Source organism: Mycobacterium shigaense, assembly GCF_002356315.1.
Classification (GTDB): domain Bacteria; phylum Actinomycetota; class Actinomycetes; order Mycobacteriales; family Mycobacteriaceae; genus Mycobacterium; species Mycobacterium shigaense.
In genome coordinates this window covers 2,224,888-2,250,926 of sequence record NZ_AP018164.1, presented here as the reverse complement: position 1 = coordinate 2,250,926, position 26,039 = coordinate 2,224,888, and the positions used below count along the sequence as shown (strand labels likewise).

Annotated in this window: 24 protein-coding genes and 1 pseudogene; 5 read left to right on the top strand and 20 right to left on the bottom strand. The window is 66.8% G+C overall.

Annotated features, from left to right (window positions below; all coding sequences use genetic code 11):
* The first annotated feature begins 7 nt into the window (after positions 1 to 7).
* Positions 8 to 946, top strand: a complete 939-nt coding sequence (locus tag MSG_RS10690; protein ID WP_096439466.1) for a hypothetical protein — start codon at positions 8 to 10, stop codon at positions 944 to 946.
* Here MSG_RS10690 and MSG_RS10685 read toward each other — a convergent pair.
* The 10 genes and pseudogenes from MSG_RS10685 to MSG_RS10640 form a co-directional block, all read right to left on the bottom strand.
* On the bottom strand, positions 943 to 1,962 hold the full coding sequence (locus MSG_RS10685; protein WP_096439465.1) for a ferrochelatase: 1,020 nt from the start codon (positions 1,960 to 1,962) through the stop codon (positions 943 to 945). The genes MSG_RS10690 and MSG_RS10685 overlap by 4 nt on opposite strands.
* A gap of 16 nt (positions 1,963 to 1,978) precedes the next feature.
* On the bottom strand, positions 1,979 to 2,788 hold the full coding sequence (gene inhA / locus MSG_RS10680; RefSeq protein WP_096439464.1) for an NADH-dependent enoyl-ACP reductase InhA: 810 nt from the start codon (positions 2,786 to 2,788) through the stop codon (positions 1,979 to 1,981).
* A 14-nt stretch (positions 2,789 to 2,802) separates the two neighbouring features.
* The gene (gene fabG1, locus MSG_RS10675) at positions 2,803 to 3,558 is read right to left on the bottom strand and encodes a 3-oxoacyl-ACP reductase FabG1 (protein ID WP_096439463.1); all 756 of its coding nucleotides are present in this window, start codon (positions 3,556 to 3,558) and stop codon (positions 2,803 to 2,805) included.
* Between the two features lie 116 nt (positions 3,559 to 3,674).
* Complete coding sequence (locus MSG_RS10670; RefSeq protein ID WP_096439462.1) at positions 3,675 to 4,535, bottom strand: hypothetical protein; 861 nt, start codon at positions 4,533 to 4,535, stop codon at positions 3,675 to 3,677.
* Positions 4,536 to 4,653: 118 nt separating this feature from the next.
* A complete protein-coding gene (locus MSG_RS10665; protein WP_096439461.1) occupies positions 4,654 to 5,661 on the bottom strand; it encodes a VWA domain-containing protein in 1,008 nt (335 codons plus the stop codon).
* Between the two features lie 46 nt (positions 5,662 to 5,707).
* Positions 5,708 to 6,619 carry a DUF58 domain-containing protein gene (locus tag MSG_RS10660; RefSeq protein ID WP_096444330.1) on the bottom strand — a complete coding sequence of 304 codons (912 nt, stop codon included), beginning with the start codon at positions 6,617 to 6,619 and terminating at the stop codon, positions 5,708 to 5,710.
* A gap of 44 nt (positions 6,620 to 6,663) precedes the next feature.
* The gene (gene moxR1, locus MSG_RS10655; protein WP_096439460.1) at positions 6,664 to 7,797 is read right to left on the bottom strand and encodes a chaperone MoxR1; all 1,134 of its coding nucleotides are present in this window, start codon (positions 7,795 to 7,797) and stop codon (positions 6,664 to 6,666) included.
* Positions 7,798 to 7,971: 174 nt separating this feature from the next.
* The gene (ripB, locus tag MSG_RS10650; protein ID WP_096439459.1) at positions 7,972 to 8,709 is read right to left on the bottom strand and encodes an NlpC/P60 family peptidoglycan endopeptidase RipB; all 738 of its coding nucleotides are present in this window, start codon (positions 8,707 to 8,709) and stop codon (positions 7,972 to 7,974) included.
* Positions 8,710 to 8,736: 27 nt separating this feature from the next.
* A pseudogene (gene ripA, locus MSG_RS10645) lies at positions 8,737 to 10,165 on the bottom strand (NlpC/P60 family peptidoglycan endopeptidase RipA).
* Between the two features lie 228 nt (positions 10,166 to 10,393).
* Positions 10,394 to 10,945: an Rv1476 family membrane protein gene (locus tag MSG_RS10640; RefSeq protein ID WP_096439458.1), complete on the bottom strand. Its 552-nt coding sequence runs from the start codon at positions 10,943 to 10,945 to the stop codon at positions 10,394 to 10,396.
* A gap of 196 nt (positions 10,946 to 11,141) precedes the next feature.
* On the opposite strand from MSG_RS10640, the gene MSG_RS10635 reads away from it, so the two are divergent.
* Together MSG_RS10635 and MSG_RS10630 are read left to right on the top strand one after the other, a co-directional pair.
* Complete coding sequence (locus tag MSG_RS10635) at positions 11,142 to 13,970, top strand: aconitate hydratase (RefSeq protein WP_142404531.1); 2,829 nt, start codon at positions 11,142 to 11,144, stop codon at positions 13,968 to 13,970.
* A gap of 19 nt (positions 13,971 to 13,989) precedes the next feature.
* Entirely contained in the window at positions 13,990 to 14,586 is a 597-nt protein-coding gene (locus tag MSG_RS10630; protein ID WP_096439456.1) for a TetR/AcrR family transcriptional regulator, read from the top strand.
* On the opposite strand, the gene MSG_RS10625 is transcribed toward MSG_RS10630, so the two are convergent.
* The 4 genes from MSG_RS10625 to trxA form a co-directional block, all read right to left on the bottom strand.
* Positions 14,583 to 14,774 (bottom strand): helix-turn-helix domain-containing protein, encoded by a 192-nt coding sequence (locus MSG_RS10625; protein ID WP_096444328.1) that lies wholly within the window; start codon positions 14,772 to 14,774, stop codon positions 14,583 to 14,585. The genes MSG_RS10630 and MSG_RS10625 overlap by 4 nt on opposite strands.
* An 84-nt stretch (positions 14,775 to 14,858) precedes the next feature.
* Positions 14,859 to 16,487, bottom strand: a complete 1,629-nt coding sequence (locus MSG_RS10620; RefSeq protein ID WP_096439455.1) for an ABC-F family ATP-binding cassette domain-containing protein — start codon at positions 16,485 to 16,487, stop codon at positions 14,859 to 14,861.
* A 32-nt stretch (positions 16,488 to 16,519) separates the two neighbouring features.
* Positions 16,520 to 17,365, bottom strand: coding sequence for an enoyl-CoA hydratase (locus MSG_RS10615; RefSeq protein ID WP_181159244.1), 846 nt, complete (start codon positions 17,363 to 17,365; stop codon positions 16,520 to 16,522).
* Between the two features lie 23 nt (positions 17,366 to 17,388).
* Positions 17,389 to 17,739 carry a thioredoxin gene (trxA, locus tag MSG_RS10610; protein ID WP_096444326.1) on the bottom strand — a complete coding sequence of 117 codons (351 nt, stop codon included), beginning with the start codon at positions 17,737 to 17,739 and terminating at the stop codon, positions 17,389 to 17,391.
* A 326-nt stretch (positions 17,740 to 18,065) separates the two neighbouring features.
* Here trxA and MSG_RS10605 point away from each other — a divergent pair, with 326 nt between their 5' ends.
* Both MSG_RS10605 and MSG_RS10600 read left to right on the top strand, forming a co-directional pair.
* Complete coding sequence (locus MSG_RS10605; RefSeq protein WP_096439453.1) at positions 18,066 to 19,895, top strand: acyl-CoA dehydrogenase; 1,830 nt, start codon at positions 18,066 to 18,068, stop codon at positions 19,893 to 19,895.
* Between the two features lie 102 nt (positions 19,896 to 19,997).
* Positions 19,998 to 20,477 carry a hypothetical protein gene (locus tag MSG_RS10600; protein ID WP_096439452.1) on the top strand — a complete coding sequence of 160 codons (480 nt, stop codon included), beginning with the start codon at positions 19,998 to 20,000 and terminating at the stop codon, positions 20,475 to 20,477.
* Between the two features lie 7 nt (positions 20,478 to 20,484).
* On the opposite strand, the gene MSG_RS10595 is transcribed toward MSG_RS10600, so the two are convergent.
* From MSG_RS10595 to sufB, 6 genes are read right to left on the bottom strand one after another with little or no spacing between them, the layout of a single operon-like run.
* The gene (locus tag MSG_RS10595; protein ID WP_096439451.1) at positions 20,485 to 20,832 is read right to left on the bottom strand and encodes a metal-sulfur cluster assembly factor; all 348 of its coding nucleotides are present in this window, start codon (positions 20,830 to 20,832) and stop codon (positions 20,485 to 20,487) included.
* On the bottom strand, positions 20,829 to 21,317 hold the full coding sequence (sufU, locus tag MSG_RS10590) for a Fe-S cluster assembly sulfur transfer protein SufU (protein WP_096439450.1): 489 nt from the start codon (positions 21,315 to 21,317) through the stop codon (positions 20,829 to 20,831). The genes MSG_RS10595 and sufU overlap by 4 nt, the downstream gene beginning before the upstream one ends.
* 3 nt (positions 21,318 to 21,320) lie before the next feature.
* Positions 21,321 to 22,583: a cysteine desulfurase gene (locus MSG_RS10585; protein ID WP_096439448.1), complete on the bottom strand. Its 1,263-nt coding sequence runs from the start codon at positions 22,581 to 22,583 to the stop codon at positions 21,321 to 21,323.
* A gap of 2 nt (positions 22,584 to 22,585) precedes the next feature.
* A complete protein-coding gene (sufC, locus tag MSG_RS10580; RefSeq protein ID WP_096439446.1) occupies positions 22,586 to 23,359 on the bottom strand; it encodes a Fe-S cluster assembly ATPase SufC in 774 nt (257 codons plus the stop codon).
* Positions 23,359 to 24,543 (bottom strand): Fe-S cluster assembly protein SufD, encoded by a 1,185-nt coding sequence (gene sufD, locus MSG_RS10575; protein ID WP_096439444.1) that lies wholly within the window; start codon positions 24,541 to 24,543, stop codon positions 23,359 to 23,361. The genes sufC and sufD overlap by 1 nt, the downstream gene beginning before the upstream one ends.
* Entirely contained in the window at positions 24,543 to 25,988 is a 1,446-nt protein-coding gene (gene sufB / locus MSG_RS10570; protein WP_096439442.1) for a Fe-S cluster assembly protein SufB, read from the bottom strand. Before sufB ends, sufD begins: the two co-directional genes overlap by 1 nt.
* Between the last annotated feature and the right edge of the window lie 51 nt (positions 25,989 to 26,039).

Here is a 26,039-nt window from a genome sequence, read left to right as displayed (position 1 = left end):
CGATCTCATGTGGTGTCCTAGTGTTTCGCTGTCCCTGTGGGCCAACGCCTGGCTCGCAGGTAAAGCCGCGCCCGACGACGTTTTGGACGCGTTATCCCTCTGGGCGCCAAAGCAATCGGTCACCGCGTATGATGCCGTCGCCGCGGGGCACACCGGACTGCCGTGGCCGGACGTGCACGACGCCGGCACCGTCTCGTTGTTGCAGACGCTGCGCGCCGCTGTCGGCCGCCCCGCGGTGCCCAGCGGCCCGGCTGTGCCCGGAAGGTTGCGCGGGACCATCAACGTGGTGTTGCCGGTCCCGGGCGACGTGCGCGGGCTGGCGCCCGGCACGCAGTTCGAACGCGATGCGCTGGCCGCCGGCGAGGCGGTGATCATCACCAACCCCGATGATCCGGGCGCGGCGGTCGGGTTGGTGCCGGAGTTCACCTACGCGGGCGAGGAGACCGACGACGAGCCGGACGACGACGAATTGTGCGCACTGTCGTGGATCGTGTATTCGCTGCCCGGGGCGCCGGTGCTCAATCACCATGAGCTCGGCGACACCGAGTACGCGTTGCGCTCCGCGGTGCGCTCGGCCGCCGATGCGCTGGGCACCATCGGCCTGGCAGGCGCCTCGGGCGTCGATGATCCGCGGGGCCTCGTCGAGCAGCTGCTGGAATCCACACGGCACCACAGCATTCCCGACCACGCCCCGTCCCGCGCGCTGCGAGTGCTGGAGAACGCCGCGCATGTCGACGCCATCATCGCGGTCAGCGCGGGACTGAGCCGGCTGCCCGACACCGACCACCTGAGCGCCCGAGTGGTGGCCGGGCTGGAACCGGCCGGAACGCAATCGTCGTCTCAGGCGCAGATCGCCAGCGACGCGCTGCGTCCCCTCAACGGCGTAGTCCGCTCGGCGAGAATGGCTGCCGTCAGCGCCATCTTGCACTCGGCCTGGAACGACTAGGCCTGGTTAGCCTGGTTAGCCGCCGCGCAGTGCGGCGGACGGCACGGCGCACCGTCGACGCTGGCAAGGCAGCCGGACACGGGATCGGGACCGCTGACCCTCGCGGGTGGCCGTCCCTCCCGCAGTTCGTCGATCAGATCTACCGCCAGCCGGGCGAACCGGCGATCCGCGTTGGGCGTGGCGACCCGCGCGAAGGCCACCCCGGCCGCGTCGGCTTGTGCGCGCAACTCGGTGTCGAGGTCCCACACCACCTCGATGTGATCGGCGACAAAGCCGATGGGGCAGACGATCACGGCTTTGGCGCCTTCGGCCGCCAGGCCCGTCAGCTGGTCGGCGACGTCGGGCTGCAGCCACGGCACCTGCGGCGGACCCGAGCGCGACTGCCAGGCCAGGTCGTAGTCGGGATATCCCGCGGCGGTCGCGACCAGCCTTGCGGCGTAAGCGACTTGACTGCTGTAGAGGTTCGGCCCGCAACGCTGATCGGCGGCCACCGGAATCGAGTGCGCGGTGAAGACCAACCGGGCGCCGTCGGGCACAGTGGCAGCGGCCGCGGCGACGGCTTCGGCGAACATCTCGACGAACAACGGATGGTCGAAATACGTTCGCAGCTTGACCAATTCGGGCGCCTCCGGACCCGCCGCCCGGCGGGCCCGGGCGATGTCCTCGACGTACTGCGAGCAGCTGGAGTAGCCGCTCCATGCCGACGTGGTGAACACCGCCGCACGGCGAATCCTATTGTCGCGCATGGTGGCAACGGTGTCTTCGGCATACGGTTCCCAGTTACGGTTGCCGAAGTACACCGGCAGGTCCTGTTCGGCGCGCAGCACGTCCATCAGCGCGCGATTGATTCCGTTGATGGGCGAGACCCCGCCGAAGTGCAGGTAGTGCCCGGCGACGTCGTCGAGGCGTTCCGGCGGCACGTTGCGGCCCCGGGTGACGTTCTCCAGAAACGGCCGGACCTGATCGGGGCCCTCTGGTCCGCCGAAGGACAGCAGCAGGATGGCATCAAAAAACACTGAAATCCATTACCGGCTACAGCAATTGGGTGCTGGCGCCGCCGTCGGCATAGATGATGGTGCCGGTGGTTGCCGGCAGCCAGTCCGACAGCAGGGCGCACACGGTCTTGGCGACCGGCGTGGGGTCCTTCATGTTCCAGCCGATCGGGGCGCGCTGGTCCCAGCCCTCCTCGAGGAGCTGCATCTGGGCGCCAGCCTCCTCACCGAGCGCGCCACCGACGATCGCGCTCATCGCGAGCGTCCGGATCGGCCCGGCGGCAACCAGATTCGAGCGCACCCCGGACTTACCCGCCTCGCGGGCGACGAAGCGGTTGACCGACTCGAGTGCGCTTTTGGCGACCGTCATCCAGTTGTAGGCCGGCATCGCCCGCGTCGGGTCGAAGTCCATCCCGACGATGGAGCCGCCGGGGTTCATGATCGGCAGCAGCGCCTTGGCCAGCGACGCATACGAATAAGCCGAAATGTGAATACCCTTCGAGACGTCCTCATAGGGCGCGTCGAAGAACGGGTTGATGCCCATCCCCGTCTGCGGCATGAACCCGATGGAGTGCACGACCCCGTCGAGCTTGTTGCCCTCCCCGAGCTCGGCCGTCACCCGCTCGGCAAGCGTGTCCAGGTGCTTCTCGTTCTGCACGTCGAGCTCGATCAGCGGTGCCTTCTCCGGCAGCCGGTCGGCGATGCGCTGAATCAGCCGCAACCGGTCGAATCCGGTCAGCACCAACTGCGCCCCCGCTTCCTGGGCCGCCTTCGCAATGTGGAACGCGATCGACGAGTCGGTGATGATCCCGGTGACCAGGATCCGTTTGCCTTCGAGCAGTCCAGCCATGTCCGTCCTTATCCTCAGTGCCCCATGCCCATACCGCCGTCGACCGGAATCACCGCGCCGGCGATGTAGCTCGCGTCCTCGGACGCCAGGAAGCTCACCGCCCCGGCGACCTCCTCGGCGGTGCCGACCCGCTTGGCCGGGATGAAATCCAGGGCTCCTGCCTGAATCCGCTCGTCGAGTGAGCGGGTCATCTCGGTGTCGATGTAGCCGGGCGCCACCACATTTGCGGTGACCCCGGCTTTGGAGAGCTCCCGGGAGATCGAGCGGGCCATACCGATCAGTCCGGCCTTGGCGGCGGCGTAATTGGACTGGTTGCCGATACCCCAGCTGCCGGACACCGAGCCGATGTAGATGATCCGGCCGAACCGCTTCTTCTGCATGCTGCGCGCCGCACGCTGGGTCACCCGAAACGCCCCGGTGAGGTTGGCGTCGATGACCTCCTCGAACCGCTCCTCGGTCATCCGAATGAGGAAAGCATCCTTGGATATGCCGGCGTTCGACACCAGCACCTCGACCGGCCCCTGGTGCTGCTCGACCTCTGTGAAGGCGCGGTCGACGGCTTCGTTGTCGGTGACATCGCACACGACCCCGAACAGCCCTTCCGGCGCGCCGGATCCGCGGTGGGTGATAGCCACCTTGTGGCCGTCGGCGGCCAGCCGCTGTGCGATCGCCAGTCCGATCCCCCGGTTTCCACCGGTGACCAGGACCGAACGGGATACGAATGCGGGTTTGCCGCCGTTGGCGGGGAGTTCAGTGGCTGCTCCAGTCACCCCGCCAACTTATCGCCTCGGTGCGACGACACTTTAGCCACCTCGCCGCGCTCGTAAAGCCGCCGCTCGCGAGCGTATGCACACTGCTAGATGAGGCGGCGCTTTTCACAGCGTGCTTACGGTCGTGGCCAAGCCGCACCGCGACACGCCAGGGCTTCTTTGATGCGACGGATGATGTCGTCCGGGTGGTCTTCTGCGACGACCCTGACCACCAGCCATCCGTAGCGCCGCTCCACCAGTTCTATTCGACGAATGTCCTTCACGTATTGACGCCGATTCGACCGATGCTGGTCACCGTCGTACTCCGCGGCCACCTTGATGTCATCCCAGCCCATGTCCAAATACGCTTCCGCCCAACCCCATTCGTTGCATACCGCGATCTGTGTTTGCACCGGGGGAAACCCGGCCTTTGCGAGCAGCAGACGCAACCACGTTTCTTTCGGCGACTGCGAACCGCCGTCCACAAGGGCGAGTGCTGTTCGAGCGGCCTTGAGACCGCGGCGACCCCGGTAGCGATCGAGCAGCACATCGACATCGGGCATCTTCAGTTCGGTTGCCTGTGCCAGCGCGTCAACCGCTGCGACCGCGGAGCCCTGCGGCAGTCGACGCGCCAGGTCAAGCGCGGTACGGGCCGGCGAAGTGACGCGCATGCCGTCGACGAAACCGATCTCGTCGTCTTCGATCCGCTCCTCCCAGGCATACACCCCCCGCACAGGGAAGCGGTTCACATCGATGATGGCGGCCGGCAGGGCCGGATCGATCCATTTGGCGCCGTGCACCGCCGCGGCGGAGTAGCCGGCCAGGATACCTCGTCGCCGTGAACGCAACCAGCACGCCTTCGCCCGCAATACGGCAGTCAACTCGACGTCCCGGCGCACATAGACGTCCTTATGCAACGCGACGTATCGACTGCGCAGCTCGTAAGGCGTCAGCTCGCCCGCGGCCAATGCGGCACTGCCCAGGAACGGATCCGTCATGACCGGAAGTGTGCGTGCTCACACCGACACCCCCCCGCGAGCGTAAGCAGGCCGCGAGAAGCCGCGGCGCATTTTGCAGTCTGCTTACGCTCGCGGAAAAACGGCAGGCCTAACAGGCCTATCCGGGCAGCCGGCGGTTGATCAGCAGCGCCGCCAGCGCGGCCAGCGCCAGCACCAGCGCGCCCAGCCGCAGCCAGCCGACGCTGGCATCGCCTTTTCTGGTCTCATAGCCGATCTGCTGCTGCAGCGACGCGTAAACGGCCTTGAGCTCAGCCAGGCTGGACGCGTTGTAGGAGTTTCCGCCCGAGAGCTGGGCAACCTTCTTCAGCGTCTCGTCGTCGACCGGCACCGGTTGCCGCTGGCCGTTGATCTCGACGAAGCCGTACGGCGTACCGAACGAGATCGTCGAGATCGGCACGCCCTGGTCCTTGGCGGTGCGCGCGGCGGTGAACGCCCCCTTCGGGTTGTCCGGGTTGGTCGGCATCGTCTCCTTGCCGTCGGAGAACAACACGATGCGCGCCGGCGGCGGGGTGTCGCCGCCGCCGATCACCGCACCGACGGTCGCGATCGCCTGCAGCGCGGTGAAAATGCCTTCTCCGGTGGCGGTGCGGTCGGCGAATTGCAGCTTGTCCAGTGCGGCTTTGGTGGCATCCCGGTTGGTCGTCGGCGACACCAACACCGTCGCGGTCCCCGCGTACGCGATCAACCCGAGGTTGATCCCCGGGGTCAGCTCACCGGCGAATTCCTTGGCGGCCTCCTGCGCGGCCGCCATGCGGTTCGGCGTGACGTCGGTGGCCCGCATGGACTGCGACACGTCGATCACCAGCATCACCACCGCGCGGTTACGCGGAACCCGGACGTCGTTGGTGGGCCCCGCCATCGCGATCGTGAACAGCACCAGCGCCAGCACCAGCAACAGCGCCGGCACATGCCGCCACCTGGACGGCCGCTTCGGGGCGACGCTTTCCAGCAGCTCCATGTTGGCGAATCGCAGCATCCGCCGCTGGCGCGCCAGCTGCATCAGGACGTACAGCGCGGCCAACCCGGCGACGACAAGAAAGAAGAGGAAAAACCAGGCGTGGTCGAAACCGGACAACGATGTCGGCCCCAGGAACGGCAGCGTCATACAAAACCGGTCTCGCGCGAGATGCCAGTCTTCGGAAAAGCACCGATCACTGGCGTCCCGCCATCGCCCCGCGGCGGCGGGACTCGACGAATCGGACGATGTCGGCGATCCAGTCCCGGTCGGTGCGCAGCGTCAAAACCGGTGCGCCGCAACCACGTATCGTGCGGGACACCTCGGCGCGGTGGGCCGCCGCCGCCTTCGCGAAGTCGTCTCGCAGGTGCGTGTCGATCGTGAATTCGCGGGTGACCCCCGTCTCGGCGTCCTGCAAGACGACGTCACCGACGTCGGGCAGCTCGACGTCGCGGGGGTCGAGCACCTCGATGGCCAGCACCTCGTGCCGGGCGGCGATCGCCCGCAGCGGCCGCATCCAGTTGATCGGTCCCAGGAAGTCGCTGATGATCACCGCCATGCCGCGGCGGCGCTCCGGGCGGCGCAACGCGTCGATGGCGACGGCAAGGTCGCCACGGACCCCCACCGGCGCCTTGGGCATCGTCGCGATGGTGCGCAACAACGTCTGCTCGTGCTGGCGCCCGGACCGGGCCGGCACCCGGACCATGTCGGCCCCGTTGGTGACCAGCGCCCCGAGCCGGTTTCCGCCGCCGCTGTTGAGGAAGGTGATCGCGGCCGCGGCCGCCACCGCCAGGTCACGCTTCTCGCAGCTCGTGGTGCCGAAATCGAGGCTGGCCGACACGTCGACCACCAGCCACGTCTCCAGCTCGCGGTCGGCGATCATCTGCCGCACGTGCGGGTGCGTGGTGCGCGCGGTGACAGCCCAGTCCATCCGCCGGACGTCGTCACCCGGCTGATACTCGCGCGACTCCCCCGGCTCCGAGCCCGGGCCGGGGATCAGTCCCAGATGGTCGCCGTGCAGCACCCCGTCGAGCTTGCGCCGCACCGTCAGCTCGAGAGTGCGCAGTGCCGCCGACAGCTTGGGGTCGTCGATCTGCCCGCGCTGCATCGACGGGGGGTGCACCGCGCGCTTGGCAGCGGGATTCGGATCGGTCACCGACCGCTAGCCGCCGACGCCGCCTGCATCACCGGCGGAACCGAATGCCCTTGTTGTGGAACCGCATTCACCTGCGGCAGGGCAACCGTCTGCAGGACGCGATTGATGACGACCTCGGGCCCGATCTCGTCGGCGAGCGCGTCATAGGTCAGCACCAGGCGGTGGCGCAGCACATCGGGAATGACCTCCACGACGTCCTGGGGAATGACGTAGTCGCGACCGCGAACCAGGGCCAGGGCGCGGGAGGCGGCGATGATGCCCAGCGAGGCACGCGGCGACGCCCCGAACGAGATCCAGGTCTTGACGTCGTTCATGCCGAGCTGCTCGGGATGGCGGGTCGCGGTCACGACGCGCACCACGTAGTCGACCAGCGCGTGGTGGACGAAGTTGTTGGCTGCGATTTCCTGCAGCCGCAGCAGGTCGCCGGTGTTCAGGATCTGCTTGGGCTGCGGCGGCTTCACACCCATCCGGTAGATGATCTCCCGCTCCTCTTCGGGCGAGGGATACCCGACATTGATCTTGAATAGGAAGCGGTCGCGCTGCGCCTCAGGCAGCTGGTAGACGCCCTCGTGCTCGATCGGGTTCTGCGTGGCCATCACCAGGAACGGGTTGGGCAGCGGGAATCGCCTACCGCCGATCGACACCTGACGCTCGGCCATGACCTCGAGCAATGCCGACTGCACCTTGGCCGGGGCCCGGTTGATCTCGTCGGCGAGCAGGAAGTTGACCACCACCGGGCCCAGCTCGGTGTCGAACTCTTCCTTGCCCTGCCGGTAGATGCGGGTACCGATGATGTCGGTGGGCACCAGGTCGGGGGTGAACTGGATACGCGCGAACGACCCGCCGACCACCTTGGCGAAGGTCTCCACGGCCAGGGTCTTGGCCACGCCGGGAACACCTTCGAGGAGCACATGGCCCTTTGCCAGCAGGCCGACCAGCATCCGCTCGACCAGCTGATCCTGGCCCACGATGATCCGCTTGACCTCGAATATGGCGCGCTCCAGGGTGTGTACCTCGGCAGCCAATCCGTCGGTGCCTCCCGAGGGGACCTCATGGCCTCCGGGACCAGACTGCCCGCCCGGGCCCGGGTAACCGCTGGCGCCCGGGGGCGGCCCACCTGCTGCTGTCATCACATCTCTCTCTGCTCAACCGACGGGACACGACTGCTCACACGACCGATGCCGTGGGGCAGCGACGTGCCCGCGTCCAACTATTCCAGGCCTGTCGGATTCCGTCGACGTTGCGGTTCGCTGGCGGACACGTCAAATTCGCCAGCCCGACCCCGATTGGACAATCCGCGTGGGTCAGTACTCGATGATCCTAGTCAGGTACGGCGTCATGCCGGGCTTGCGAACCGGGCTCACGGTCACCTTGCCGGCGCTGCCGGACGCCTCCAGCATCTGGCCGTTGCCGAGATACATGGTGACGTGCTGGCCGCCGCCGGGGCCGTAGAAGATGAGGTCGCCGCGCCGGGCCTGGTCGGGCGGAATGTGCCGCCCGGCGTTGTACTGGTCACCGGAGAATCGCGGGATCAGCACGCCGACACCGGCGAAGCCGTAGCGCATCAGGCCCGAACAGTCGAAGCCGTTGATGTTCGCACCGTCGCCGACGCCCTTGCTGGGACCGTCCAGCGAACCGCCACCCCACGAATAGGGCACGCCCATCTGCGACCCCATTCGCTTGATCACGTACTCGATCGCCTGGCGACCGTACACCCGTGGAATTTTGCCACCCGGATTGCTGGGCGTCGCCGCCGCGGCGGGGGCGGGATCACCCAGGATGTTGATCCCGAGACCGCCGAGGAATTGCCTGCCCAGGTCCATCGTCGTCTGGGTGGCCTGGGCGGTCGCCTGCAACGAGGCGTTGGCGACGGCGAGCGGGTCACCCGGCGCCCCCGCGCTGACCGTTGCGGGCAGCGTCGGATCCCAGCCCCCGGGGTCGGCGTTGGCCAGGGGAGCCGGAGCCGCGACAGACAACATCAGCCCGGTCACCACTGTGGTGATCCAGGCTAAGTTGATCAGGCGAAAACGCTTGTGCCGCATAGCTCCTCGATTGGTGTTCATCCTCTTTTAATATTCGATGTAGCGGACCACGTAGGGCGTCATCCCGCTGGTACGCACCGGCGCGACGCGCACCTTCAAACCGATATCGGGGGCCTCGAGCATCTGACCGTCGCCGAGATAGATGGTCACGTGCTGGCTTCCGCCGGGACCGTAGAAGATGACATCGCCGCGGCGCATCTGGGAACTGGGGATCTTGCGGCCCAGGTTGTACTGCGAGCCCGAGTAGTGCGGCAGTTTGATGCCCACCCCGGCGAACGAGTACAGCACCAGACCCGAGCAGTCGAAGCCGGTAATCCCTGCGCCGGAATCGATTCCGTGGCTCGGGCCGGCCGCGTTGCCACCGCCCCAGGAGTAGGGCGCCGATCTGAGACATACCGCGGCGGATCACGTATTCGGAGGCTTGGCGCCCGTACACCCGCGGTATACGCCCGCCGACGCCAGCGTTGGTGATCCCGGTGTCATCGGGTTTGAGGATGCCCAGCTGCTGCAGGAAACCCTTCCCCATCTGGGCGGTGACCTGCGTCGAAGTGGCCGAGATCCCCAGGACCTGGTTGATCACCGCCACCGGGTCGCCGGGGACGTTGGCGCTGGGCACCATCGGCAGCGTGGGGTCCCAGCCGTCCCACTTGCGGCCGCCGACCGGCGGCGCGGACGCCGGAGCCCCGGGATCCCAGCGGTCGCCCGACGTCGGGCCGCCCGGCGCGCCCCGACCCGTCGACCAAGTGGCAGAAGCGAGTTGGGCCTGCTGGAGCTTCTCCTGGGCCGCGTCGCGCTCGGCGGCCAGCCGGGTGACCTGCTCACGCTGGTCGTCGAATTTCTGCTTCGAATTGGTCAGCGCCGCCACGGCGGCATCCTGGCTCGCCTTCGCGTCGGTGGCCGCCTTGTCTGCCTTCTGCTTGGCCAGTCGTGCCGCCGACGCCTTGTTCACCTGCTCGGTCCGCGCCCGCTGCAGGTTGTCCATCACATTCTGGGAACTCGCCGACAGGGTCCGGGCGGCGGTCGCGGTCGCGATGATGTCCTCGGGGCTGCGCGCGGTCAGGTAACTCCCCGATGGGCCGTTCATATAGGTGGCCGCCGCGAAGGTGTTGAACCGCTGTTGGGCCGCCGCAATCGCCGTGTTCGCGTCGGCGACCGACTGCTGGCTGGCCTCGAGGTCGTGCTGGGCGGCCGTCTGGTTGTCCCGGGCGCTCTCCACGTCGACCAGGGCCTTGTTGACGCTTTCCTGCTCCGCCTGAATTTCGGCGCTCAGGTTCTCCAACCGCTGATTGGCCTTGGCCACGTTAGCGATCAGCGCGGCCATGCTGTCGGCGCTGGGTTCCGCCTGCGCCAGGGCGGGGGTGCACACGAGCATCGCCACGCACACCACCGATGGCACGACCGGGCGGACCAGGCGGGCGGCCGGTCGCGCGGGCGAGCCCCAGAGTTTGCGTCCCATCGACTTAGCTCCCCTACGGCTGTACGCGGACGGTGGCGCCAACCACAGTTTTTTCTATAAGCGCCAGAGACAACATGAGCATCATTTGCACCGTACGTCACATGCGACGGCGGGGAAATGCTCGTCCCAAAAAGAACCTTCTACGTGCGTTTAATGTAACCGAACGGTGACCTAGCGTGTTTGCCGTGAGCCGCGCCCGGCTTGGCAGACAGAAGCCGCATGGACGTGCTAGGCGCGCTCTTCGGGTTCGAGGTGCGCAGGCTCCGACGCTGGCGCCGAGGTTGCTGCGTGCCTGCTGCGCAATTGCAGGAACCGAGTACCGACCGCCGCGGCGAGCACGCCGATCAGCAAGACGATGGTCAGCCCCGTCCAGGGGAACTCGGGCGAATTCAGTTCGCCCAGAAAGTGCTGCGCCGAGACCACCGGGTTGCCAGTCTTGGCGATGTCCTCGCCCGCCTCGAGCGTCACGCGAGGAAAGTGGGTGCTGTAGGTCCCGACGTAACTCGGGCTCAGCGTCAGGACCGTGGCATCCGGATAGTCGGCGCCCACCACGGTGGAGATATCGCGCAGCGGTGTGTCGTTGGGCGGGTTGTGATCGAGCAGCACGATCTTGAGGTTGATGCCTTCGGCGTGAGCTTGGTGGACGACGTCGAGCAGCCCCGGCGTCGCCTCGGGCGGCGCACTGACCCCGGTCGCGGCGACCTGAGCCTTCACCGCGGTCATGTCGACGTCTTGCGGAATGTAGAGCGGTAGTGGGGCGAAAGAATCGGGCCCGGTCACGGTTTACCTTCCTGCCGCTGTGCTAGAGGCACGGTACGCGACTTTCCCGGCGCGGGGTTGCCGGGGTTTACCAGAGGGCGTCGTTGCGACAAGACTTAACGGGACCCCGCTTATATATAGGACAAGCGTACTGTTAAAGTAGCACCGCACCGCCACACGGCCCGTCGGCGGGAAAACTTCATCCCAGGGAGTTGATGTGACCAGTAAAGAATCAGTGAACTCGTTCGGAGCCCGCGACACCCTGAAGGTCGGCGAAAAGTCTTACGATATTTACCGTCTCGACGCCGTACCCAACACCGAGAAGCTTCCCTACAGCCTCAAGGTCCTCGCCGAAAACCTGCTGCGCAACGAGGACGGCGCCAATATCACCACGGAACACATCGAGGCCATCGCGAACTGGGACCCCAACGCGGAGCCCAGCATTGAGATCCAGTACACGCCCGCCCGCGTGGTCATGCAGGATTTCACCGGCGTGCCGTGCATCGTCGACTTGGCCACCATGCGTGAGGCCATCGGCGACCTCGGCGGCAAGGCGGAGAAGGTCAACCCGCTCGCGCCGGCCGACCTGGTGATCGACCACTCGGTGATCGCCGACCTGTTCGGTACCGCGGACGCCTTCGAGCGCAACGTCGAGATCGAATACCAGCGCAACGGCGAGCGCTACCAGTTCCTGCGCTGGGGCCAGGGCGCATTCGACGACTTCAAGGTCGTCCCGCCCGGCACCGGCATCGTGCACCAGGTCAACATCGAATACCTGGCGAGCGTCGTGATGCAGCGCGACGGCGTCGCCTATCCCGACACCTGCGTGGGCACCGACTCGCACACCACCATGGTCAACGGCCTGGGTGTGCTCGGATGGGGCGTGGGCGGCATCGAAGCCGAAGCCGCCATGCTCGGCCAGCCGGTGTCGATGCTGATCCCCCGCGTCGTCGGCTTCAAGCTGACCGGCGCGATCCAGCCGGCGGTGACGGCCACCGACGTGGTGCTGACGGTCACCGAGATGCTGCGTAAGCACGGCGTGGTCGGTAAGTTCGTCGAGTTCTACGGCAAGGGCGTGTCGGAGGTCCCGCTGGCCAACCGCGCCACGCTGGGCAACATGAGCCCCGAATTCGGTTCCACAGCAGCCATTTTCCCGATCGACGAGGAGACCATCTCCTACCTGAAGTTCACCGGGCGCACCGACGAGCAGCTGGCCCTCGTCGAGGCCTACGCCAAAGAGCAGGGCCTGTGGCACGACCCGGACCACGAACCGGCTTTCTCCGAGTACCTCGAGCTGGACCTGTCCACGGTGGTGCCGTCGATCGCCGGACCCAAGCGACCGCAGGACCGGATCGCGCTGTCGGCCGCCAAGTCCACGTTCCGCGAGCAGATTCACAGTTACGTCGACGGCGACGGGGATCAGGGCTACTCGAAGTTGGACGAGGCGGTCGAGGAGACCTTCCCGGCCAGCGACCCGGCGTCCCCGTCGAACGGCCACGCCGACGATGTCCCCGAGGTGCACTCCGCGGCCGCTCACGCGAAGGGCCGACCGAGCAATCCGGTGACCGTGAAGTCCGGCGAGCGCGGCGAATTCGTGCTCGATCACGGCGCGGTGGTGATCGCGGCCGTCACCTCGTGCACCAACACCTCCAACCCCGAGGTGATGCTGGGCGCCGCGCTGTTGGCGCGCAACGCCGTCGAAAAGGGGCTGACGTCCAAGCCGTGGGTCAAGACCACGATGGCGCCGGGCTCCCAGGTGGTCAACGACTACTACGACAAAGCCGGCCTGTGGCCGTACCTGGAGAAGCTCGGCTTCTATCTGGTCGGCTACGGCTGCACCACTTGTATCGGCAACTCCGGTCCGCTGCCGGACGAGATTTCGAAAGCCATTAACGACAACGACCTTTCGGTCACCGCCGTGCTGTCCGGCAACCGCAACTTCGAGGGTCGCATCAACCCGGACGTGAAGATGAACTACCTGGCGTCGCCGCCGTTGGTGGTGGCCTACGCGCTGGCCGGGACGATGGACTTCGACTTTGATTCGCAGCCGCTGGGCAAGGACAAAGAAGGCAAGGACGTCTATTTGAAGGACATCTGGCCGTCGCAACAGGACGTCTCGGACACGATCGCCTCGGCGATCAACTCCGAGATGTTCACCAAGAACTACGGCGACGTGTTCAAGGGCGACGAGCGGTGGCGCAACCTGCCCACGCCGAGCGGCAATACCTTTGAGTGGAACGAGGATTCGACGTACGTGCGCAAGCCCCCGTACTTCGAGGGCATGCCCGCCGAGCCCGAGCCGGTCGCCGACATCACCGGCGCGCGGGTGCTGGCGCTGCTCGGCGATTCGGTGACCACCGACCACATCTCCCCCGCCAGCAGCATCAAGCCGGGCACCCCGGCCGCGCAATACCTCGACGAGCACGGCGTCGACCGCAAGGACTACAACTCCTTTGGTTCCCGCCGCGGTAACCACGAGGTGATGATTCGCGGCACGTTCGCCAACATCCGGCTGCGCAACCTGCTGCTCGACGACGTGTCGGGCGGCTACACCCGTGACTTCACTCAGGACGGGGGCCCGCAGGCCTTCATCTACGACGCGGCGCAAAACTATGCGGCACAAGACATTCCGCTGGTGGTGCTGGGTGGTAAGGAGTACGGGTCGGGCTCCTCACGTGACTGGGCGGCCAAGGGAACCCGACTGCTGGGCGTCCGCGCGGTGATCGCCGAGTCGTTCGAGCGCATCCACCGCTCCAACCTGATCGGCATGGGCGTCATCCCGTTGCAGTTCCCCGCGGGCAAGTCGGCCCAGGAGCTGGGGCTGGACGGCACCGAGGTCTTCGAGATCACCGGAATCGAAGAGCTCAACAACGGCAAGACGCCCAAGACGGTGCACGTCAAGGCCGCCAAGGAGGGTTCGGACGCCGACAAAAACGCGGTCGAATTCGACGCGGTCGTGCGCATCGACACACCCGGCGAGGCCGACTACTACCGCAACGGCGGCATCCTGCAGTACGTCTTGCGCAACATGCTCAAGTCGGGCTAGCCGGCCGGCCAACCCTCCCGTGCCAAAAGTCAGCGAGGACCATCTGGCGGCGCGCCGCCGCCAGATCCTCGACGGTGCTCGCCATTGCTTTGCCGAACACGGCTACGACCGCGCGACGGTCCGGCGCCTGGAGCAGTCGATCGGGATGTCGCGCGGCGCGATCTTCCATCACTTCCGGGACAAGGACGCGCTGTTCTTCGCCCTTGCCCACGAGGATGCCGAACGGATGGCCGACGTCGCCGCCCGCGAGGGTCTGATCCAGGTGATGCGCGACATGCTGGCGGCACCCGAACAGTTCGACTGGCTGGCCACCCGGCTGGAGATTGCGCGCAAGCTGCGCAACGACCCCGCGTTCAACCGCGGCTGGTCCGAGCGTTCCGCCGAACTGGCCGCCGCGACCCACCATCGGTTGCAACGGCAGAAAGAGGCACAGCGGGTGCGCGACGACGTGCCCGGGGACGTGTTGCAGTGCTACCTGGAACTGGTGCTGGACGGATTGGTGGCCCGGCTGGCCTCCGGCGAAGATCCCCGGCGGCTGGCCGCGGTCCTCGACCTGGTCGAAAACTCGGTGCGCCGCAAGGACTCTGGAGAGCCGGCCGAGGACACGACCGCCTAACGGGGACGCGTCGTGTGGTTGGGGCCGCCGCGCCCCCGCAGGGCGGTGCCCGATTCGACCAGCATGCTGTGGATCGAGCCATACGATCTGCCGGTGGCGGCGACTAACGTGCGAATGCTGGCTCCGCGCTCGTAGGCGCTGCGTAGCTCGAGCAGTAACTCATCGCGGGTCTTCTTCGACTTGCGCACGGGCACCTCCACGCGTGAACACGAGGGCAAGCACCCAGAGTAAGAACAAACGCCGACCGTGTCGCGGCTTTCGCCGAATCGATCTCAGGCCAGCTCGATGAGATCCCGGTATTCGGCGGACCAGTAATCCTCGGTGCCGTCCGGCAACAGCACCACCCGTTGGGGGTCGAGGGCCTCGGCCGCCCCGGGGTCGTGCGTCACCAGCACCACCGCACCCTGGTAGCTGCGTAACGCGTCGAGAACCTGTTCGCGCGAAGCGGGGTCGAGATTGTTGGTCGGCTCGTCGAGCAGCAGCACGTTGGCGGTCGACGCCACCAGGCCGGCCAGCGCCAGCCGCGTCTTCTCCCCGCCGGACAGCGTGCCCGCCGGCTGCTCGAGTTGCGGGCCGCTGAACATGAACGCGCCGAGCAGGCCGCGCAGTTCCTGCTCGCCCGACTCGGGCGCAGCGTGACGGATGTTTTCCCACACCGTCGCGTCGTTGTCGATGGTGTCGTGCTCCTGCGCGAAATAGCCCATGCGCAAACCGTGTCCGGGCTCCAGTCCGCCGGTGTCGGGGGTCTCGGTGCCGGCCAGCAACCGCAGCAGCGTGGTCTTGCCCGCGCCGTTGAGTCCCAGCACCACCACCCGCGAACCGCGGTCGATGGCCAGATCGACGCCGGTGAATACCTCGAGCGACCCGTAGGACTTGCTCAGCCCTTTGGCCACCAACGGGGTTCGCCCGCACGGGGCCGGCGTCGGGAACTTGATCCGGGCCACCTTGTCGGCGACGCGCTCCGCGTCGAGAGCGGCGATCATCCGGTCGGCACGGCGCAACATATTCTGGGCCGCAACGGCTTTGGTGGCCTTGGCGCCCAGCTTGGCGGCCTGGTTGCGCAGCGCCGCAGCTTTGCGTTCGGCGTTGGCGCGTTCCCGGCGGCGGCGCTGTTCGTCGGTGGCGCGGGCATCGAGGTACTTCTGCCAGCCCATGTTGTAGACGTCGACCTCGCCGCGCACGGCGTCCAGGAACCACACCCGGTTGACGACGTCGGCGATCAGTTCGACGTTGTGGCTGATCACCACCAACCCGCCGGTGTGCGATTGCAGGAACGTCCGCAGCCAGCCGATGGAATCCGCGTCGAGGTGGTTGGTCGGCTCGTCCAGCAGCAGTGTCGTCGACGACCCGGCCCCGGACTCCGACGCGGCGAACAGGATTCGCGCCAGTTCCACCCGGCGCCGCTGACCCCCGGACAGGGTGCGCAGCTGCTGGGTGAGGATACGGTCGGGCAGGCCGAGGCTGGCACAGATGCGGCCGGCTTCGCTTTCGGCCGTGTAGCCACCCAAGGCCACGAACTGCTCTTCGAGCTGGCCATACCGGCGGATCGCACGGTCGCGCGCGTCGTCGTCGGCGACCTCGGCCATCAACGCCTGCTGCTTCTCCAAATCGGTGAGCAGCACGTCGAGCCCGCGGGCCGACAGCACCCGGTCGCGGGCCAGCACATCAAGGTCACCCTCTTTGGGATCCTGTGGGAGATAACCGATTTCGCCGGTACGGCTGACCGAGCCGGCATACGGCTGGCTCTCGCCCGCCAGGATGCGCAACGTGGTGGTCTTGCCCGCCCCGTTGCGCCCGACCAGCCCGATGCGGTCGCCGGGCTGGATCCGCAGGTCGGGACCGTCGGGTGAGAGCAGGATGCGCGCGCCGGCGCGGACCTCAAGGTCCGTCGCGGTGATCACGATCGCTCTCCTCCTCCATTGCGTGCGTTCGTTTACTTGTCGTCGGTGAACACCGGGGGCCGGCGCTCGGAGCGCGCGGCGACCGCTTCTTCGAAGTTGGCGGTGAGCAATCGGACGAAAAGCTGTCCCAAGCCTTCGGCTTGCATGTGTGCTTCCAGGCTACCGGCGTCCAGCCCACTCCACAGTGTGCGCTTGGTCAACTCGATCCCGGGCCGGGAGAAGGCGGCGATGCGCGCGGCGATCGCATAGCAGGTGTCCAGCAGCTGCTCCTCGGGCACCTGACACGACACCAGCCCGATACGTTCGGCTTCCTCGGCGGTGACGTCACGGCCCGTCAGCATGATCTCGAACGCCCGCGACGAGCCGATCGCCCTGGGCAACAGGTAGCTGAGCCCCAGTTCGCTGGCCGTCAACCCGTTGTTGATGCCTGCCGCCCGGAAGTAGGCACCGGCGGACGCCACCCGGATGTCGGCGGCCAGCGCCAGACACAGCCCCCCGCCGATGGCGGCGCCGTTGACCGCCGCGATCACCGGCTGGTGCAGGCGCCGCAGCGTCATGATGACGTCGTCGAGGACCTGCATGGAGCGCAGTGCATAGCTGGGTCGGGTCAACCCGTCGACGTTGGGCACCGAGCCGGCGGACTTGTGGTCAGCGCCCGAGGAGAATCCCCGGCCCGCCCCGGTCAGCACCACCACCCGCACCGAATTGTCGTAGTTGACCTTGTCGAGGGCTTCTTTGAGCGGCACCATGACGTCGAACGCCATGGAGTTCATTCGCTCGGGCCGGTTCAGGGTTATCAGCGCAACGCCGGGTCGCGGCTGCTCAACGAGTACCAAACTCACCCGTGAACGGTAGCGCGGACCTCGGCGTGCGCCTATTCGGGCGCGGCGTCAGCGACGCGTCAGGCTTGCTCGGCCTGTGCGGCGTCGACGTCGAAGGCCTTGATTTGCTGCACCAGGTCCTCGAGGGCCGGCGCGGGCAACGCCCCGGCCTGGTTGAACACCAGCTTGCCCTTCTTGAACGCCATCAGCGTCGGGATGGACCGGATCTGGGCGGCGGCGGCGAGCTGCTGCTCGGCCTCGGTGTCGACCTTGGCGTACACGACGTCGGGGTGTTTCTCCGACGACGCCTGGAAGGTCGGCGCAAACTGCCGGCATGGTCCGCACCAGGACGCCCAGAAGTCCACGAGGACGATGTCGTTGCCCTCGATGGTTTCGTTGAACTGCTCTGTGGTGAGATCGCGTGTTGTCACATTCGGCTCAACGGCCCAGGGCGCCGGGATGTTCCCGGCGTTCGCCGCGACCGCCGCCAGCGTGTGGAGCGCGTCACAGCCGGGGTCGTTTGGCGCGGATCGGGGCCGACCGGGCCGGTGCGACACTTGACCACCCTGTGCGAATGAATTGCCTTGCAGCAGAAGGCTATTCGATTCAGCGGCGTCACCCACCGCGCCAGCGGCCTGTCGGTGGTGCGACGTGCCGATCGAGGTTACGGTTGCGTACGTTTTCCCCCCTGGCTCACACTGAGGCTGTTGCGCCGTCGGCGGCGGGAACCATTCAGGGGACCACAACGGGAGAAGCCTTGGGCCACTACATCGCTAACGTGCGTGATCTCGAATTCAACCTCTTCGAAGTACTGGATGTCGGCGCCGTTCTCGGCGAAGATGACTACGCCGAACTCGACGCCGACACCGTGCGGACGATCCTGGACGAGGCCGCCCGCTTCGCAGAGGGGCCCGTCGCCGAGTCGTTTGGCTTCGCCGACCGCAATCCACCGGTATTCGATCCGGACACCCACACCATCAGCGTGGCGCCCGAGCTGGTGAAAACCGTGCAGGCGATCCGAGAGGCCGGCTGGTGGCGCCTCAGCATCGACGAGGCGATCGGGGGCATGGCCGCGCCGGCGCCGCTGGCCTGGGCGGTCAACGAGATGATCTTTTGCGCCAATCCCTCCGCGAACTTCTTCAGCCTCGGCCCGCTGATGGCCGAAGCGCTCTACGTCGAGGGCAATGAGGAGCAGAAGCGCTGGGCGGCCGAGGGCGTGGAGCGGGGCTGGGCTGCGACCATGGTGCTCACCGAGCCCGACGCGGGTTCCGACGTCGGGGCGGGCCGAGCCAAGGCCGTCGCACAGCCCGACGGCACTTGGCACATCGAGGGGGTCAAGCGATTCATCTCCGGTGGGGACGTCGGCGACAGCGCCGACAACATCTTCCACCTGGTGCTGGCCCGGCCCGAGGGCGCGGGCCCCGGCACCAAGGGACTGAGCCTGTTCTACGTGCCCGAGTACCTCTTCGATCCCGAGACGTTCGAACTCGGCGCCCGCAACGGCGTTTTCGCCACCGGGCTGGAACACAAGATGGGCATCAAGTCCTCCCCCACGTGCGAGCTGACCTTCGGCGCCACCGATGTGCCCGCCGTCGGCTACCTGGTCGGAGACGTGCACAACGGGATCGCGCAGATGTTCACCGTGATCGAGCACGCCCGAATGACCATCGGCGTCAAGGCGGCCGGCACGCTGTCCACCGGTTACCTCAACGCGCTGGCCTTCGCCAAGGAGCGGGTGCAGGGCGCCGATCTCACGCAGATGGCGGACAAGACCGCACCGCGCGTCACGATCATCCACCACCCCGACGTGCGTCGCAGCCTGATGACGCAGAAGGCCTACGCCGAGGGGCTGCGCGCGTTGTATATGTACGCCGCGGCGCATCAGGATAATGCTGTGGCACAACGTGTTTCGGGTGCCGACCCCAAGATGGCGCACCGCATCGACGATCTGTTGTTGCCGGTCGTCAAAGGCGTCAGCTCCGAACGGGCCTACGAGATCCTGACCGAGTCGCTGCAGACGCTGGGCGGCTCGGGCTTCCTGCAGGACTACCCGCTGGAACAGTACATCCGCGACTCGAAGATCGATTCGCTCTACGAGGGCACCACGGCCATCCAGGCGCTGGACTTGTTCTTCCGCAAGATCGTTCGCGACCGCGGCGAGGCGCTCCAGTTCGTGACGGCACAGATCAGTCGGACCATCGACACCTGCTCAGAGGAGCTGAAACCGCACGCCGAGCTGTTGCAAACCGCGCTCGACGACGTCACGGCGATGACCGGCGCGCTGACCGGCTACCTCATGTCCGCCGGACAGCATCCGACCGAGATCTACAAGGTCGGGCTGGGCTCGGTGCGCTATCTGCTGGCCGTCGGCGACCTGATCATCGGCTGGCGATTGCTGGTGCAGGCCGAAATCGCCCGCGCCGCACTGAAAAACAGTCCTTCGGCGAGCGATGAAGCGTTCTACCAGGGCAAGATCGCCACCGCGGCATTCTTCGCCCGGAACATGCTTCCGAAGCTGACGTCGCAGCGCAAGGTCATCGAATCGCTCGACGACGAGATCATGCGGCTTTCCGAAGACGCCTTCTGAGGCCGAAATCCTGATCGCAGCAAACCCATTCCCGAGCCTGTATTTTCCGGCGACTTGGTCGTATCGTGCTGCCAGGGACTACCAGGTTAGGAAATTACGCCGATGAGGAAGATATTCGCAACGTCCGTCACGCTGGCCACAGCGGCTGCTGTCGGGCTGGCAGCGCCCACGTCGGCCGAGCCGGTCAGTCTCGACCAGTCGGTGGGTGGCATGTACACCATGCACTTCCCGGATGGCAGCTTCCCCGATATGACCTTCAAGGTCACGTCGTGCGGTATCGGTTGCGCCACCGTCAATTTCTCCAATGCCACCGGTCAGGCGCAGTATTACGCCGATCGCTGGCACGTGAGTTTTCCGCCCACGCCGGACGCATGGCGGTGTGCCGACGGGTCATTGCACCGCGGCGCGGACCACTTCAGCTGGAGCGGCGCCACAGGGGCCGGTGAGATGGTGGTTGTCCGTACCGAGGCGGCGTGCGGATATTCGGATCACACCAGCGAACCCATCGCACACCACTTCAACCTGACCAAGTCGAGTAGTGAGGCGGGACAGCCGGGCGTTCTGGCTCCCGGCACGTGGTAGCGGGCGGCTAGACGGTGAAGCCCAGGGCGCGCAACTGTTCGCGCCCGTCCTCGGTGATCTTGTCCGGGCCCCACGGGGGGTTCCACACCCAGTTGATCCGAAGGTCGTTGACCAGCCCGCTGCCGACCAACGCGGTGCGCGACTGGTCCTCAATGACATCGGTCAGCGGGCAGGCGGCCGACGTCAGCGTCATGTCGAGCAGCGCGACGTTGCCCTCGTCGCCCTGTTCGACGTTCAAGCCGTAGACCAGTCCCAGATCGACGACATTGATGCCCAATTCGGGGTCGACGACATCGCGCATCGCCTCCTCGAGATCGAAGATCAGCTCGTCGCTGGCCGCGCTGGTTTCGCTCATGATCCGTCGCTTCCATCCGTAGGTTTTTCGGCCCCGGCCCCGGCCCCGGCGCTGGCCCGGGCCAGTGCGTCTTTGAACGCCAACCACCCCAGCAGCGCGCACTTCACGCGGGCCGGGTATTTCGCCACGCCGGCAAACGCGATGCCGTCGCCCAGCACATCCTCGTCGCCTTCGATCGTCCCGCGCGACGAGATCATCTCGCTGAACGCGGTGACAGTCTTCAGCGCGTCACCGACGCTTTGACCGATGACCTGCTGAGTGAGCACCGAGGTCGCCGCCTGGCTGATCGAACAGCCTTGCCCGTCATAGGAGACGTCGGCGACGGTCTCGCCGTCGTCCGAGAGTGCCACCCGCAGCGTGACCTCGTCACCACAGATCGGGTTGACGTGAAGCACCTGCGCGCCGAACGGTTCTCGCAGTCCACGGTGCTGCGGGTGCTTGTAGTGGTCGAGGATCACGTCCTGATACATCTGCTCTAGCCGCATGGCTCAAGCCCTGCCGAAGAATTCGAGGGATCGCCGAATGCCGGACACCAACCGGTCAACCTCGTCAGCCGTGTTGTACAGCGCGAACGATGCCCGCGCGGTGGCGGCCACACCGAAGCGGCGATGCAACGGCATTGCGCAGTGGTGCCCGACCCGCACCGCGACGCCCTCGTCGTCGAGCACCTGGCCGACGTCGTGGGCGTGCACGCCGTCGACGACGAAAGCCACTGGCGAACCGCGGTTTTCCATCGCGGTCGGCCCGATGATGCGCACGGCGTCGATACCGGCGAGCCCCTCGAGTGCCGCGGCGACGAGCTCGCGTTCGTGGGCCTCGACGGCCGCGATGCCGACGGCGTCGAGATAGCGTGCGGCGGCGGCCAGGCCGACCACCTGGGAGGTCATCGGGGTGCCGGCCTCGAAGCGCTGCGGGGGCGCGGCATACGTGGTGGCCTGCATCGTGACCGTTTCGATCATCGACCCGCCGGTGAGAAACGGCGGCAGCGCCCCGAGTAACTCCCGGCGACCGTATAGCACGCCGATTCCGTTGGGGCCTAACATCTTATGGCCGGAGAAGGCAGCGAAGTCGACATCGAGCGCATGAAAGTCCACGGGCTGATGCGGTACCGACTGGCAGGCGTCCAGCACGGTCAGCGCGCCGACGGCCCTGGCCCGGGCCACCAGCTCGCTCACCGGCGCCACCGCGCCGGTGACATTTGAGTGATGGCTGAACGCAACGACTTTGACGCGCTCGTCGAGCTGTAGCGAGTCCAGGTCGATTCTCCCGGCGTCGGGTCCGTCGGGCACAACCGAGTACCAGCGCAGGCTCGCCCCGGTCCGTCGGGCCAGCTCTTGCCACGGCACGATGTTGGCGTGGTGCTCGAGTTCGGTGGTGACGATGACGTCGCCTGCGCCGACGGCCCGGTCGAATCGCTTGTCGCCCAGCGCATACGACACCAGGTTGAGCGACTCGGTCGCGTTCTTGGTGAAGATCATTTCGTCGGTGTCGGCGCCGACGAATGCCGCGATGTCGGCGCGGCCCTGCTCGTAGGCGTCGGTGGCCTCTTCCATCAGCTGGTGCGCGCCGCGGTGCACGGCGCCATTGGACGTCAGCAGGAATTCCCGCTCGGCGTCGAGCACCTGCAGCGGGCGCTGCGACGTCGCGCCGGAATCCAGGTACGCCAACTGATTCCCGCTGCGCATGATGCGTTTCAGTATCGGGAAGTCGGCGCGGATCGCGTCGAGGTCCAGGTTCGCTGCTGTCGTCATCACTAAGCCTTCGCAGACGCCGCCTGCACGAAGCGCTCGTAACCGTGCTCTTCGAGCTCGTCGGCCAGTTCGGGGCCGCCCGACTCGACGATTCGGCCGCCGACGAACACGTGCACGAACTGCGGCTGGATGTAGCGCAGGATCCGGGTGTAGTGCGTGATCAGCAAGACACCGCCGTGCTCGGCCTCGGCGTAGCGGTTCACGCCCTCGCTGACCACCCGCAGCGCGTCGACGTCCAGCCCGGAGTCGGTCTCGTCGAGGATCGCGATCTTCGGCTTGAGTAGCGACAGCTGCAGGATCTCGTGGCGCTTCTTCTCGCCGCCCGAAAAGCCTTCGTTGACGCTGCGTTCGGAGAACGCGGGATCGATGCCGAGGTCGTCCATCGCGGCCTTGACTTCCTTGACCCAGTGCCGCAGCTTCGGCGCCTCACCGCGCACCGCCGCCGCGGCGGTGCGCAGGAAGTTCGACATCGACACGCCCGGCACCTCGATCGGGTACTGCATGGCCAGGAACAGGCCGGCCCGGGCCCGCTCGTCGACGCTCATCGCCAGCACGTCCTGGCCGTCCAGCGTGATTGAGCCGGAGGTCACCTCGTACTTCGGGTGCCCGGCGATCGCGTAGGACAGCGTGGACTTGCCCGAGCCGTTGGGGCCCATCAGCGCGTGCGTCTCCCCCGAGGCCACCGTGAGGTCGACGCCCTTGAGGATTTCGACCGCGTCGGCCTCGTTGGTGTGCGCGATGCTGACGTGCAGGTCCTTGATTTCGAGCGTGGTCATCAGTTCCTGATTCCTTCGGTTAACTCAAGTTCGTGTTCGATGGCCTCGGTCAGCCGTTCGCGCACGGCGGCCACCGCGATCTTCTGGATGATCTCGCCGAAGAAGCCGCGAACGATCAGTCGGCGGGCCTGGTCTTCCGGGATGCCCCGGGCCTGCAGGTAAAACACCTGCTCGTCGTCGAATCTTCCGGTGGCACTGGCGTGCCCGGCACCGACAATCTCGCCCGTCTCGATCTCGAGGTTGGGCACCGAATCGGCGCGCGCGCCGTCGGTGAGCAGTAGGTTGCGGTTGGCTTCGAAGGTGTCCGTGCCGGTGGCCTCCGCGCGGATCAACACGTCGCCCACCCAGACGGTGTGCGCATCGGGCCGGTCCGATTCCGGATCGGCTTGCAGCGCACCCTTGTACAGCACATCCGAGCGGCAGTTGGGTTGTGCGTGGTCGACAAGCAGCCGGGACTCGAAGTGCTGGCCGTCGTCGGCGAAATAGGTGCCGAGCAGCTGGGCTTCGCCGCCGGGTGCGGTGAAGCGCACCATCGTCGACGTCCGCACCAGATTGCCGCCGAGCGTCACGTTGACGTGGCCGAGCACCGAATCCTTGGCCAGCCGCGCATGATGCGCGCTGACGTGGACCATGTCGTCGGCCCAGTCGGCGATCCAGATCACCCCGACGGCGGCCGCGTCGCCGACGATGATCTCGACGTTGTCGGCGTAGGTACCGCTGCCGCGCAGGTCGACGACGACGATGGCGCGCGCAAGTTCCTCGACGCGGATCTGCAGGTGCCCGTAGGCAACCGCACCCTCGCCGGGGCCGGTGACGGCGATCTCGATGGGCTCGGCCACCTCGGTGTCGCGGGCCACGGTCACCACCGTTGCGGAGTTGAACGACGAGAATGCCTGTGCCGCAACCCGATCCGCGGGAACGCCGGCCTGACCCAGCCGCTCGTCGCCGCGGCGCACGGTCTCCACCGTCACGCCCGGGCGTTCGGTCACCTCGATCGCGGCGTTGCCCGTCGCGGGGGCGGACCCGTCGTGCAGGCCGCGCAACCGGCGCAGCGGGGTGAACCGCCAGATCTCGTCGCGCCCACTGGGCACCTCGAACGCGTCCACGTCGAAGGACGCGAACAGCTCGCCCTTGTTGGCAGCAGCGAGGGCCGAACCCTCAACCGCCTCAGTCACGTTCGTCACTAGCCGACCGCGCCTTCCATCTGCAGCTCGATCAGTCGGTTGAGCTCCAGTGCGTACTCCATCGGCAGTTCCTTGGCGATCGGCTCGACGAAGCCGCGCACCACCATCGCCATCGCCTCGTCCTCGGTCATGCCCCGGCTCATCAGGTAGAAGAGCTGGTCCTCGCTGACCTTGGATACGGTGGCCTCGTGCCCCATCGTGACGTCGTCCTCGCGGATGTCGACGTACGGGTAGGTGTCGCTGCGGCTGACCGTATCGACAAGCAGCGCATCGCATTTCACGCTGGAGCGCGATCCGTGGGCACCCTTGTTCACCTGTACCAGACCGCGGTAGGACGCCCGCCCGCCGCCGCGCGCCACCGACTTGGAGACGATGTTGCTCGACGTGTTGGGCGCCAAGTGCAGCATCTTGGCGCCGGTGTCCTGGTGCTGGCCCTCGCCGGCGAACGCCACCGACAGCACCTCACCCTTGGCGTACTCGCCGGTCATCCAGACAGCCGGGTACTTCATGGTCACCTTCGACCCGATGTTGCCGTCGACCCACTCCATGGTGGCGCCGGCCTCGGCGCGGGCCCGCTTGGTCACCAGGTTGTAGACGTTGTTCGACCAGTTCTGGATGGTCGTGTAGCGGCAACGGCCGCCGGGCTTCACGATGATCTCGACCACCGCGGAGTGCAGCGAGTCGCTCTTGTAGATCGGCGCGGTACAGCCCTCGACGTAGTGCACGTAGGCGCCCTCGTCGACGATGATCAGCGTTCGCTCGAACTGGCCCATGTTCTCGGTGTTGATCCGGAAATAGGCCTGCAGCGGGATGTCGACGTGCACGCCCGGCGGGACGTAGATGAACGAACCACCCGACCACACGGCGGTATTCAGCGCGGAGAACTTGTTGTCCCCGGCCGGGATCACGCTGCCGAAGTACTGCTGGAAGATCTCCGGATGTTCCCGCAGGCCGCTGTCGGTGTCGAGGAAGATGACGCCCTGGCTCTCCAGGTCCTCGCGGATCTGGTGGTAGACCACCTCGGACTCGTACTGTGCGGCGACACCGGCGACCAGGCGCTGCTTCTCCGCCTCCGGGATGCCCAGCCGGTCATAGGTGTTGCGGATGTCCTCGGGCAGGTCTTCCCAGGAGGCCGCCTGCTTCTCGGTGGAGCGCACGAAGTACTTGATGTTGTCGAAGTCGATGCCCTCGAGGTTGGAGCCCCAGTGTGGCATCGGCTTGCGGTCGAAGATCCGCAGCGCCTTGAGCCTGGTCTGAAGCATCCATTCGGGCTCGTTCTTCTTCGCGGAGATGTCACGCACGACCGCTTCGGACAGACCGCGCTGCGCGCTGGCGCCCGCGATGTCGGAGTCGGCCCAGCCGTAGCCGTATTTGCCCAGCGACTCGATCGCCTCTTCCTGGGTCAGGGGCGCTGTAGCCTTCGTGGCTTCTGGCGTGAGTGTCATACGGACGCTCCTTTGGTGCTCGTGTGGTGCGGGCGCGGGCTGGGCGCCGCT